This is a genomic window from Promicromonospora sp. NPDC060271, from assembly GCF_042726755.1.
In the GTDB taxonomy this organism is placed as follows: Bacteria; Actinomycetota; Actinomycetes; order Actinomycetales; family Cellulomonadaceae; genus Promicromonospora.
The window spans coordinates 1-12,115 of record NZ_JBHXBG010000163.1 but is presented as its reverse complement, the minus strand read 5'-3'; the positions used below and the strand labels follow the sequence as shown (position 1 = coordinate 12,115).

At 71.4% G+C, this 12,115-nt stretch carries 9 protein-coding genes; 7 read left to right on the top strand and 2 right to left on the bottom strand.

Annotated elements, in window-relative coordinates:
- Positions 1 to 68 precede the first annotated feature (68 nt).
- A complete protein-coding gene (gene pth, locus ACFWE2_RS20650) occupies positions 69 to 674 on the top strand; it encodes an aminoacyl-tRNA hydrolase (protein ID WP_377226088.1) in 606 nt (201 codons plus the stop codon).
- A gap of 78 nt (positions 675 to 752) precedes the next feature.
- Here pth and ACFWE2_RS20645 read toward each other — a convergent pair whose 3' ends face one another.
- On the bottom strand, positions 753 to 2,429 hold the full coding sequence (locus tag ACFWE2_RS20645; protein ID WP_377226087.1) for a Coagulation factor 5/8 type domain-containing protein: 1,677 nt from the start codon (positions 2,427 to 2,429) through the stop codon (positions 753 to 755).
- A gap of 144 nt (positions 2,430 to 2,573) precedes the next feature.
- Positions 2,574 to 3,671 carry an acyltransferase family protein gene (locus ACFWE2_RS20640; RefSeq protein WP_377226086.1) on the bottom strand — a complete coding sequence of 366 codons (1,098 nt, stop codon included), beginning with the start codon at positions 3,669 to 3,671 and terminating at the stop codon, positions 2,574 to 2,576.
- Between the two features lie 216 nt (positions 3,672 to 3,887).
- Here ACFWE2_RS20640 and mfd point away from each other — a divergent pair, with 216 nt between their 5' ends.
- The 6 genes from mfd (at position 3,888) to ACFWE2_RS20610 (ending at position 12,098) form a co-directional block, all read left to right on the top strand.
- The gene (gene mfd / locus ACFWE2_RS20635) at positions 3,888 to 7,496 is read left to right on the top strand and encodes a transcription-repair coupling factor (protein WP_377226085.1); all 3,609 of its coding nucleotides are present in this window, start codon (positions 3,888 to 3,890) and stop codon (positions 7,494 to 7,496) included.
- A 120-nt stretch (positions 7,497 to 7,616) separates the two neighbouring features.
- Complete coding sequence (locus tag ACFWE2_RS20630) at positions 7,617 to 8,534, top strand: ABC transporter substrate-binding protein (protein WP_377226084.1); 918 nt, start codon at positions 7,617 to 7,619, stop codon at positions 8,532 to 8,534.
- A 191-nt stretch (positions 8,535 to 8,725) separates the two neighbouring features.
- A complete protein-coding gene (locus ACFWE2_RS20625; protein WP_377226083.1) occupies positions 8,726 to 9,028 on the top strand; it encodes a helix-turn-helix transcriptional regulator in 303 nt (100 codons plus the stop codon).
- 14 nt (positions 9,029 to 9,042) lie between these two features.
- Positions 9,043 to 10,296, top strand: coding sequence for a type II toxin-antitoxin system HipA family toxin (locus ACFWE2_RS20620; RefSeq protein WP_377226082.1), 1,254 nt, complete (start codon positions 9,043 to 9,045; stop codon positions 10,294 to 10,296).
- 46 nt (positions 10,297 to 10,342) lie between these two features.
- On the top strand, positions 10,343 to 11,203 hold the full coding sequence (kynA, locus tag ACFWE2_RS20615; protein WP_377226081.1) for a tryptophan 2,3-dioxygenase: 861 nt from the start codon (positions 10,343 to 10,345) through the stop codon (positions 11,201 to 11,203).
- On the top strand, positions 11,196 to 12,098 hold the full coding sequence (locus ACFWE2_RS20610; RefSeq protein ID WP_377226080.1) for a hydrolase: 903 nt from the start codon (positions 11,196 to 11,198) through the stop codon (positions 12,096 to 12,098). The genes kynA and ACFWE2_RS20610 overlap by 8 nt, the downstream gene beginning before the upstream one ends.
- Positions 12,099 to 12,115: the final 17 nt, after the last annotated feature.

Genomic DNA, 12,115 nt, shown 5'->3' with positions numbered 1-12,115 from the left:
GTAGCTCAAGTTACCGATCACCTGACAATCTGCCGACCACTCACCCCGACGTGTGAGGGAACTTGACCATGAGCGACCGGCCCTGGCTCGTTGTCGGGCTTGGGAATCCAGGGCCCAAGTACGCCGGCAACCGGCACAACGTCGGGCAGATGGTGCTTGACCTGCTCGCGGAGCGCACGGGCGCACGCTTCTCGAAGCACGCGCGGGCGCAGGCGGTCGTCGCCGAGGCCCGGCTGGGCGTGCTTCCCGGCGGAGCTCCTGGCCCCCGCGTGATCCTCGCGAAGCCGACCACCTACATGAACACGTCGGGCGGTCCGGTCAGCGCGCTCGCCAAGTACTACGACGTCGACCCCGAGCAGGTGGTCATGGTGCACGACGAGGTGGACATCCCCTTCGACACGATCAAGCTCAAGCTCGGCGGCGGCGAGGGCGGCCACAACGGCCTCCGCGACACCACCAAGGCGCTCGGTACCAAGGACTACCACCGCGTGCGGGTGGGTGTCGGCCGGCCGCCTGGTCGCATGGACACCGCTGACCACGTGCTCAAGGACTTCTCCGCCACGGAGAAGAAGGACCTGCCGATCCTGGTGGACGACGCCGCCGACGCCGTCGAGCTGCTGGTCACCGAGGGTCTGCTCGCCGCCCAGGGGAAGTTCCACACCGCGAAGGCGTGATGCTCGCGGTGGCCAGGCCGGTCGAGACCCAGTTCTCGACGGCCCGGCCACCGGAGCTGCTTCGGCCGGCGGCGCGCGTCAGTGCGCCTCCGCCCCGGCCCACGTCGTCAGATAGCTCTCCGGGCCGCGTGCCAGGTCGTCGATGACCTCCTGCCCGCCCACGAGCCGCAGGTCCTCGACGTAGTCGGGCACCAGCCCGTAGTGCGGGACGCCGTCGACGTTGACGTCCCACGTGCGCTCGCCGGTGGTCTGCCGGTCGAGCAGCGTGCCGCCGTCGAACGACCGGAACGGGTAGGTGACGGGGTTGGCCGCGGCGTCGCCCCTGGGCGGCGGCGTGCCGCCGAACCCGTTCATGTCGAACCCGAAGCCGATGCCCGCGCCGTACCGGTCGCGTACCGGTGCGGTGCGCTCGTACTCCTCGACGAACTCGTGGGCGGCGTGCCCGTAGATCGTGGCGAACCCACCGAGGGCGTACAGCCGGTCGAGATACCGCTCGTCCATCCAGGAGTGGGTCGACAGGACCCCGGGGTAGCCCACCTCCTCGAGGATGTCGAGGGTCTGGTCGGCGGCCTTCGCGCTCATGTGGTCGATCTCGACCATCATGTTGCGCTCGACCATGCCGCGCACGGCGTAGGCACCCAGCCCGCTCAGGCCCTTCGTGTTGCAGACGGTTCCCGGCGGGTAGAGCGGGAGGACGGGCGGGAGGTCGTCCTCCAGCGCGGGCGGGAGCTCACCGTTGCCCGGGTTGTGGTCGTGCGGCTGGTCGGCGGGGCAGGAGCGGGCGTCCCACCACGTGCCGGTCGAGAGGAACTGGCCGGCGTTGATGATGGTGCCCATGGACCCCTCGTCGAACCGCACGCCGCACAGCGCGTTGTCGAACTTGTGGCACAGGTACATCGAGCGGACGCCCAGGTCGTAGAGCTCGTCGAGGCCGGCGTCGATGTCGGCCCGCGAGCAGTTCGCGATGCGCAGGGTCTGCTTGCAGCCGAACGGCTCCGACGTCTCGACGCCGAGCACGACGGCGAGCTTGCCCTCCTCGATCACCCGGCGGGCCTGCTCGCTCGTTGTCACTATCCGGAACCAGCCCTTGCCCGCCCCGCCGTACTGCGCGTCGACGTAGGCCTGCAGGTCGTAGGTGTCCTGGGCCTGGCGGCGGATCGCCGTCATCTCGTCGCAGCTCTGGTAGGTGCCCGGGTTGATGGAGCACAGCAGGCCGTTGGTGACCAGGTCGTTCACGAGCACGCGCTGTCCGCCGCGCCAGGCCCGTTCGACCCAGCGGTAGTACATCTGCTGGTGGGTCAGCGAGTCGTGGGCGGGCCAGTCGGCGAACGTGGGCCAGCCGGTGGTGTCGTGCGTGCCGATCGGGGAGCCGTCGCGCGTCAGGTTCTCCAGCAGCGCGCCGAGCCCGTGCGGCTCGTGGGACGGGCAGTCCCGCAGCGCCGTCTCGATCCCGTCCTCCGAGAAGACCTTGCCGCACAGGGCCGCGCCGCCCATGCCGTCCTGCATGAACAGGTGGCTGTGCGCATCGATGAGGCCGTAGACCGTGCCGTCCGGCCGGGTGCCGGTGAACGGCGTGCCCGTGGCGTTGATCTCCGACTCCGGGCTGGGCAGCGCCCGCTCGGCGAGCGTCGCCGCGGCCTGCTCGGGCGCCGTCCGCCCCGATGCCGCCTGAGCCGGTGCCAGCAGCGCCGTGGCGCTGAGGCAGGCGGCGGTGACCGCGGCCGCGAGAACCGCCGTTCGTCTGATGCGTCGCACAAGACCTCCCGCTGGCCGGGGCGAGGCAAGCGCTCCGCCGCGTCGCGACGGCGCCTTTGCCGTTGCTGAGTTCGACACAGTAACAGGACTTGTCACGCACGGGGTAGATGTCGGCAAAAAGCAACAAGCCTTTTTCGCCCAGGTTCAGCGGGTGGTGCCGGTCAGTCGCCGGGGTGGCGCGAAGAGCCAGCGTGCGCCGATGCGGGGCGCCAGGGCGCCGAGCCCCAGCCCGACGGCGATCGCCGCGACCCAGAGCGCCACCGGCAGCCACTGCGACTGCGGGGCGGGGATCCAGATGGCGTTGCGGTACAGCAGGCACAGCAGCCCGAGCACCACCGACGTATGCGTGACGAACACCGGCAGCGTCCGCGCTCCGAGCCACTGCAGCCCGAGTGACCTGGGCAGATATCGGGTGCCGGGCACGCGGGAGGCCAGCACGCTCACGGCTACCCCCGCAGGCACGCCCGCGACGTTCGCGAGCAGGTAGAGGCCGGGCACGTCGGCGACGCCCAGCTCCCGCACGGCCACCTGGATCCCGAGCCAGACGGCGACGGCGCCCACCGCCCAGAGCCAGCTGACCCGCTGGGCGAACCGTTCCAGCAGCGCCCGCAGGTGGAGGCCACCCAGGAAGAAGAGCAGGAACTGTGCGGTACCCCGCCAGGCGATGCTCTCCGGTTCCCAGCCCGCCAGCGCCCACCCGCTCACGCAGGCGGCCAGCACGAGCTGCACGGGTGCAGGCACCCGGCGCAGCGCTCGTGCGATCACGAAGAACGCGGCGAGCGTCCAGACGAACCAGAGCTCGGAGCGGGGGACCAGGAGCGACCAGGCCAGGTGGCCCCACAGGGTGCCCCAGTCGGCGTCGGCCACCTGGTAGTAGCCGGTGAGCAGCCGGACCACCAGGGAGATCGGCTCCCACAGCACGAACACCCAGGCGAAGAACAGCAGCTTGCCGCGCGCCAGGCGGGGCCACGGCACCGTCGTCCACTTCGCGGCGAACATGCCGGCCACCGCGAAGAACAGCGGCATGCGCAGGCTGCGCAGCGTCTCGTTCACCTCGCGCAGCACGCTCACCTCGTACCCCGTCGACCACGTCCAGTTGGTCGCGTGGTACAGCACCACGAGACCGATGGCGAGGCCGCGGGCGGCATCGGGCCAGGCGAGACGGGCGGGGGTGCGCGGCCCGACGGCGGGGTCGCGCCCAGGCACGTCTGCGTGCCGCGGGGGTCCGGGAGGGGTGAACATCGCGGGTCATCGTACGTGCAGTGCTCTGCTCGGGGGCAGTGGCACCACAGGGCGGTGGCGAAGGGCGCCGACGCCGAAGGGAGCGGCGCCCGCGCGCACCGGGGGAGGCACTGTCGGTGTCCGGGAGTAGCCTGGGCTCAGCCCCTCACGCCGTCGACCGCACCCGGTCGTGCTCGTGATGGGCCCGTCGTCGTGCGCCCTCGAAGGACAGAACCCATGAACCTCACCGGCCTGCTTCCCACTCTTCTGCGTGATCCCGGCGCCGCCGCTGCCGTGGAGCATGTGCGCGCCCGTGGCTTCGCGGACGTGGTGGGTCCGGCGGGCGTGCGCCCGCCCCTCCTCGTCGCCGCGTCCGGGCGGCGCCCGCTCGTGGTGGTCACCGCGACGGGCCGCGAGGCGGACGACCTGGCCGCGAGCCTGCGGAGCTATCTCCCGGAGGATCAGGCCGACGACGTCGCGGTGCTCCCCGCCTGGGAGACGCTGCCGCACGAGCGGCTCAGCCCGCGCGCGGACACCGTGGCCAAGCGTCTCGCCGTGTTCCGCCGCCTGGCGCACCCGGCCGAGGGCCACGGGCAGGCCGGCGCGATCCGGATCCTGGTGATGCCGGTCCGTGCGCTGCTGCAGCCCGTCGTCGAGGGCCTCGGGGAGCTCGAGCCGGTCCAGCTCGACATCGGCGCCACCGCGGACCTGACCGACGTCGCCGAGCGGCTCACCGCCGCCGCCTACACCCGCGTCGACATGGTGGAGCGGCGCGGCGAGTACGCGGTGCGCGGCGGCATCCTCGACATCTTCCCGCCCACGGAGGACCACCCGCTGCGGTGCGAGTTCTGGGGCGACGAGGTCACGGAGATCCGCTGGTTCGCCGTGGCCGACCAGCGCAGCCTGGAGATCGCGGAGCGCGGGCTCTGGGCGCCGCCCTGCCGCGAGATCCTGCTGGACGACGCCGTCCGGGCGCGTGCCGCCGAGCTCGTCGAGACCCTGCCTGGCGCGGTCGAGATGCTCGACAAGCTGGCCGCCGGCGTCGCCGTCGAGGGCATGGAGTCGCTGGCGCCCGTGCTGGTGGACCGCATGATCTCCGTCCTGGAGCTCGTGCCCGACGACGCGCTGCTCGTGGTCAACGAGCCGGAGCGCGTGCGCCGCCGGGCCCACGACCTCGTGGCGACCACCGAGGAGTTCCTCGCCGCGGCCTGGACCGGGGCGGTCGCCGGCGGCTCGGCGCCCATCGACCTGTCCGCCGCGTCCTTCGCGACGTTCGCCGAGGTGCGCGAGGTGGCGGCTCGGCGAGGACTGGGCTGGTGGACGCTGTCGTCGTTCACGCAGGACACGGAGCTCACCGACGCGTCAGACGCACAGGTCACCGGGGTGACCTCGGCGTCTGACACCACGTTCGTCGTCAGCGCCCGGGACGTCGAGTCGTACCGCGGGGACCTCGCACGCGCCCTCGACGACGTGCACGGTCTGCAGGTCGCGAGCTGGCGGCTCGTGCTGACGACCGAGGGCCACGGCCCCGCGAAGCGCATGACGGAGCAGCTGTCGGCGGCGGGTACCGCTGCCCGGCTGGCGATCTCGCTCGAGGACGAGCCCGAGCCGGGCGTCGTGCACGTGGTCGCGGGTGGCGTCGGCAAGGGTTTCGTCGCGCCCGACCTGCAGCTCGCCGTCTTCTCCGAGCAGGACCTGACCGGGCGGGCGGGCTCCGGCACGCGCGACATGCGCAAGATGCCCAGCCGACGGCGCAACGTCGTCGACCCGCTCCAGCTCAAGGCCGGCGACTTCGTGGTGCACGAGCAGCACGGAGTCGGCCGGTTCGTCGAGATGGCGCAGCGCACCATGGGCACGGGCGGCAACCGGGCCACGCGCGAGTACCTCGTGATCGAGTACGCGAGCAGCAAGCGCGGGCAGCCGGGCGACCGGCTGTTCGTGCCCACCGACCAGCTCGACCAGGTCACCAAGTACACCGGCGGGGAGGCGCCGTCGCTGTCCAAGATGGGCGGCGCCGACTGGAAGAACACCAAGGCCAAGGCGCGCAAGCACGTGCGCGAGATCGCGAGCGAGCTCATCCGGCTCTACAGCGCCCGGATGGCCACGCAGGGGCACGCCTACGGGCCGGACACCCCGTGGCAGCGCGAGCTGGAGGACGCCTTCGCGTACGTCGAGACCCCCGACCAGCTCGCCACCATCGACGAGGTCAAGGCCGACATGGAGAAGTCGGTGCCGATGGACCGCCTGGTGTGTGGCGACGTCGGCTACGGCAAGACGGAGATCGCCATCCGGGCAGCGTTCAAGGCGGTGCAGGACGGCAAGCAGGTCGCCGTCCTGGTGCCAACGACGCTCCTGGTGCAGCAGCACTTCGAGACGTTCTCCGAGCGGTACACCGGGTTCCCCGTCAACGTTCGGGCGCTGAGCCGCTTCCAGTCCGCCAAGGAGTCGGAGGAGACGCTCGCCGGCCTCAAGGACGGCAGCGTCGACGTCGTCATCGGCACCCACCGCCTCATCACCGGGTCCGTCCAGTTCAAGGACCTGGGCCTGGTGGTCATCGACGAGGAGCAGCGCTTCGGCGTGGAGCACAAGGAGACGCTCAAGCAGCTCCGCACCAACGTGGACGTGCTGGCCATGTCGGCGACGCCGATCCCGCGCACGCTCGAGATGGCGGTGACCGGCATCCGCGAGATGTCCACGCTGGCCACGCCCCCGGAGGAGCGGCACCCGGTGCTCACCTACGTGGGCGCGTACGAGGAGAAGCAGATCGCGGCCGCGCTGCGGCGCGAGCTGCTGCGCGAGGGTCAGGTCTTCTACGTGCACAACAAGGTCGAGACCATCCAGCGCACCGCCTCGCGGCTGAGCGAGCTCGTGCCGGAGGCCCGCATCGGCGTGGCCCACGGCAAGATGAGCGAGCACGAGCTCGACCGGGTCATCCGCGCCTTCTGGGAGAAGGAGCTCGACGTCCTGGTGTGTACGACGATCATCGAGACCGGCCTGGACATCTCCAACGCCAACACCCTGATCCTCGAGCGCTCGGACATGCTGGGCCTGTCCCAGCTGCACCAGCTCAGGGGCCGGGTCGGCCGCGGGCGTGAGCGCGCCTACGCGTACTTCCTCTACCCGCCGGAGAAGCCGCTCACCGAGACGGCGCACGACCGGCTCGCGACCATGGCCGCCCACACCGACCTCGGCGCGGGCATGCAGATCGCCATGAAGGACCTCGAGATCCGCGGCGCGGGCAACCTGCTCGGTGGGGAGCAGTCCGGCCACATCGCAGGGGTCGGGTTCGACCTCTACGTGCGCATGGTGGGCGAGGCAGTCTCCGCCTTCCGCGGGGACCGCGAGGAGGAGGCCCCCGAGGTCACCATCGAGCTGCCCGTCGACGCGCACCTGCCCGAGTCCTACATCGCAACGGAACGGCTGCGGCTGGAGGCGTACAAGAAGATCGCCACCGCGCACGACGCCGCGGCCCTCGACGAGGTGCGCGCGGAGCTCACCGACCGTTACGGTGCGCTGCCCGACGTCGCCGACGCGCTGTTCGACGTCGCGAGCTTCCGCAACCACGCACGTCAGGCGGGACTCACGGACATCACCGCACAGGGCAAGTTCGTTCGGTTCGCACCGGTGAGCCTGCCCGAGTCGGCGCAGCTGCGCCTCAAGCGGCTCTACCCCGGGACCGTGCTCAAGCCCGCCATCCGGGCGATCCTCGTACCGTTCCCGACCACCACGCGGATCGGCGGCCGGCCGCTGCGCGGCACCGAGGTCCTGGAGTGGGCCAAGGGCCTCATTGATGCCGTGATTCTGGCGGACGTCGGAGCGGCGGCTAAGGTCGGCACCGGTGCTTGAGCCCTGGTGTCGCGGCATGTGGGCGTAGGTGAAACTCGAATTCACAGCAACCGGCCGGGAACGTATAGGCTCCACCCGCGTAACTCGCTCATCATGTCGTTTTTGTGTGGAGGACCCCGCATGGCTCTCGGACACCGCACGCGTGCGGTCATCGGCTCGATCACGGCAGCAGTCGCGTTCGGAGCGCTGCTGACCGGCTGCTCGGCCAGCTCGGACGAGACGGCGGAAGCCGCGGAGCAGGTCCAGGTGGATCCGGAGCTGCGCGCCCTGCTGCCCGGTGAGCTGCTGGCCGAGTCCACGCGCATCACCGTCGGTACGGAGTCGGGCTACCCGCCCTTCGAGTACACGAACGAGGCGGGCCGCATCGTCGGGTTCGAGATCGACCTGTTCGACGCCGCCTCGGACCGGCTGGGCCTGAAGTACACGTTCAGCGACATGCCGTTCGACTCGCTGGTCCCTGAGCTGTACGCCAGCAATGTCGACGTCGTGGCCGCCGCCATGTCCGACACCCCGGAGCGCCAGATCGACTCCGACTTCGTCAACTACTACAACGACAGCGACGCGATCATGGTCCCGGCGGGGAATCCCGAGGGGATCAAGACGCTCGCGGACCTGTGCGGCCGGCCGGTAGCGGTGCTCGGCGAGTCCACGCAGGCCGATGCGCTGGCCGCACTGAACTCGGCCGAGTGCCAGGCCGACCCCGTCACCGTGCTCGAGTTCGGGTCCGACGCCGAGGCGCTCGCCCAGGTCGAGGCGGGCAAGGCGGACGCGGAGCTCACGCAGTGGTCGACCGGCCGGTACAACGCGAAGCAGATCGGCTCCGGTGACGTCTTCGAGGTGGCGAACACCGAGCTCCTCAACCCGACGCCCCTGGGCTTCCGGTTCCTGAAGGGCGACGTCGAGCTGGTGCGGGCGTACCAGGCGGCGGTGCAGAGCATCATCGACGACGGCACATACGCCAAGATCCTCGCGAAGCACGACCTCTCGGTCGGTGCGCTGGAGACGGCAACGGTCAACAGCCAGGCGGCGTCGCAGTGACGCATCGCTGACCATCGCGCACGACGGGCCGTCCCACACTGTGGGGCGGTCCGTCCTGCTTTGTCTGGAACCGTCCGACGCGGCGCAGCGGGCGACCGCAACGCCGTCCGCCAGGCCGCCCCAAGAATAGTGGTCACCCTAGTGACCATTACGTGGCTCGTCGGTTAGCCTGGTAACCGAAAGGAGCAGTCATGGCCAGAACCTCCCTCCGGACCCGGCGCGATCTCGCCTCACTCGGCGACCACGTCAGGACCTGGCGCAAGATCCACGGCCTCACGGCCCAGCTCGTCGCCGACCGTGCGGGTATCACGCGTACCACGCTCCGCGCGCTCGAGACGGGCACCGGAACGGTGAGCCTGGAGAACACGTTCGCGGTGCTCCGCGTGCTCGGTGTGGCCGACGCCGTCGTTGGCGCGACCGACCCGCTGACCACCGAGATGGGCAGGTTCCACGCGGAACGGGCTCTGCCGCAGCGGGTAAGAGTTCCGAGCTGAGAAGGTGAGCCGCGTTGTCGATACACGTCGAGGTCGAGCTGCCGGGCGGTGGACAGACCCGCGCCGGTGACCTCGACATGCACCTCAACCGGGGCGGTGCCCTGGTCGGCTGCACGTTCCGTTACGACGACGCCTACCTGCGCGACGCGCGGGCGTACGCCCTGTGCCCGGAGCTGCCGCTGACGCCGGGGAACATCCCGTCCGGCAGCGACCGGCCCTTGTTCGGCGTCCTCGCTGACTGCCAGCCCGACCAGTGGGGCCGCACCCTGCTGTTCAACGCGGAGCGGCGCGCCGCCCGTGCCGAGGGCCGCGGCTTCATGACCCTCACCGAGGTGGACTTCCTGCTCGGTGTGCAGGACGAGACCCGCCTGGGGGCGCTGCGCTTCTCGCTGGACGGCGGCAAGACCTTCATGGGGCCGCCGCGCGCGGAGGTCCCCGACCTGGTCGACCTGCCCTCGCTGACGGCCGCGGCGGACGCCGTCGCGCAGCACCGGGAGACCGATCACGACGTGCGGCTCCTGGTCGCGGCCGGAACCTCGATGGGCGGGGCGCGGCCCAAGGTGACGGTGAAGGACAGCGCCGGCGACCTGTGGATGGCCAAGCTGCCGGAGAGCGGCGACCGGTGGGACGTGCAGGCCTGGGAGTACCTGACCCTGCGGCTGGCCTCGGACGCGGGCATCGAGGTCCCGGTCGCCCGGCTGCACCGCATGGGCCCCGCACGGTCGATCCTGCTGACCCGCCGGTTCGACCGGCGGCCGGACGGCGGACGCATCGGCTTCCTGTCCGCCGACAGCCTCACGCAGAAGGCGTTCTTCGAGGTCATCGACTACCGGACGCTCGCGGAGACGCTCGCGGACCACTCGGGCAGGCCGGCGACGGACGGGCACGACCTGTTCCGCCGGGTGGCCTTCACGCTGCTCGTGCGCAACGTCGACGACCACATGAAGAACCACGGCTTCCTGCGGCGCTCCGACGGCTGGTCGCTCTCCCCGCTGTTCGACGTGAACCCCAACCCGTTCGCCGTCGCGGAGTCGACGCCGCTGCGGCCCGGCGGCACGCGGATCGACCGGGACGTGCGGGTGCTGCTGGCCACCGCGGACTCGTACGGCCTGCGGCAGGAGGACGCCCGGCGCGTGCTGGCCGAGGTGGCGAGCGCGACGTCCGGCTGGTCGCGGGTGGCGCGCGAGATGTCGCTCCCGCCCGAGGAGATCGCGCTGATGGCCGAGGCGTTCGAGAACCCGAACCGTGACGAGGCCGAGGCGGCCTGACCTGCGGGCATGCCGGCACGAGACAGCGCGGGGTTACGCTCCAGAGGTGACCGGTAATACTCGGCCCATCGAGGCCTCCATCCGCACGGACTTCCGCGACGAGATGGACTACGGCTCCTACCTGGGGCTCGACGCGCTCCTCTCGGCACAGCACCCGATGAGCGACCCTCCGCACCACGACGAGCTGCTGTTCATCATCCAGCACCAGACCACCGAGCTGTGGCTCAAGCTCGTGGTGCACGAGCTGCGCGCCGTCCGCGGATCTCTCGACGGCGACGACCTGTCCCGGGCGCTCAAGGGCCTGGCTCGCGTGAAGCACATCCAGCGCACCATCACCGAGCAGTGGTCGGTGCTGGCCACCCTCACGCCCAGCGAGTACGCGGAGTTCCGGGGGTCGCTGGGGCAGTCGTCGGGCTTCCAGTCGCACCAGTACCGCGCGGTGGAGTTCCTGCTGGGCAACAAGAATGCCGGGATGCTGCAGGTGTTCCGCGCCAAGCCCGAGGCCCACGCGCAGCTCGCGCAGCTCCTGGCCGAGCCCACCGTGTACGACGCGTTCCTGCGGCTGCTGGCCCGGCGCGGGCATCCCGTGCCTGCCGAGATCCTGGACCGCGACGTCACCCAGGCGTGGGTCGAGCATCCCGAGCTGGTCACCGTCTTCAAGTCGATCTACGAGGACCCGCACGGCAACTGGGAGGTGTACGAGGCGTGCGAGGACCTGGTCGACATCGAGGACGCGTTCCAGCTCTGGCGGTTCCGCCACCTGCGCACGGTGCAGCGGACCATCGGCTTCAAGTCCGGCACCGGTGGGTCGAGCGGCGTCGGCTTCCTCAAGCGTGCCCTGGACCTGACGTTCTTCCCGGAGCTCATCTCCGTGCGCACCGAGATCGACGGTCCGCTCGGTGCGTGACGGCTGCACCGAGAGCGAGCCCGGCGGCGAGCCCGACGGTGTGCCACGGGTGACGCTTCCCGGCGTCGTCGACCGCCATGTGCACCTGGGCCTGGTCGATCGCGCTCTTCTCGCGGACGGCCCGGTCACCGAGGTGCACGATCTCGGCTGGGACCCGCGCGACGTCGCCGCCTGGGCGGCCGACCCGCCGTCGGGCGTGCGGGTGCGGTACGCCGGGCCGTTCCATACGGCGCCTGGCGGGTATCCCACCGGGCGGTCGTGGGCACCGGACGCCGCGGTGCGGCACGTCGCGACGCCGCGCGAGGCCGCCGAGGCGGTGGCCGACGTCGTCGCAGCGGGTGGGTACGCGGTCAAGGTGGCCCTGCACGCCGGTATGCCGCTGCTGCCCGACGACGTCCTGCGCGCGCTGGTCGGCGAGGCGCACGCGGCGGGGCTGCCGGTGCTGGTGCACGCGGAGGGCGACGGCCAGGCTCGGCGCGCGATCGACGGCGGCGCTGACGTGCTGGTGCACGTGCCGTGGACCGAGGCGTTGTCGTCCGAGCTGATCGCCCGGGCCGCCCGCATGACCTGGGTCTCCACGTTCGCGATCCACGACGGGCCTGGCCGACCGCCCGGCCTGGAGCTGGCGCTCGGCAACGCCCGGCGCTTCGTCGCGGCGGGCGGGAGGCTCGTCTACGGCACGGACATGGGCAACGGCCCGACGCCGGTCGGGGTGAACGAGCGCGAGATCGAGCTGCTCGGGCGGGTGCTCACGGGGGAGGCGCTGCGCCGCGCCGTCCTCGGCCCGGCGGACGCGGCGCCCGCGCTGACCGCTCCGCTGCCGGTGCCGGAGACGGCGTCCGACCTGATCGCCTGGCTCCGCACCTCCCGCCGCCTCCCCACCTCGCCGAGGTAGAGCGGGTGTCCACGACA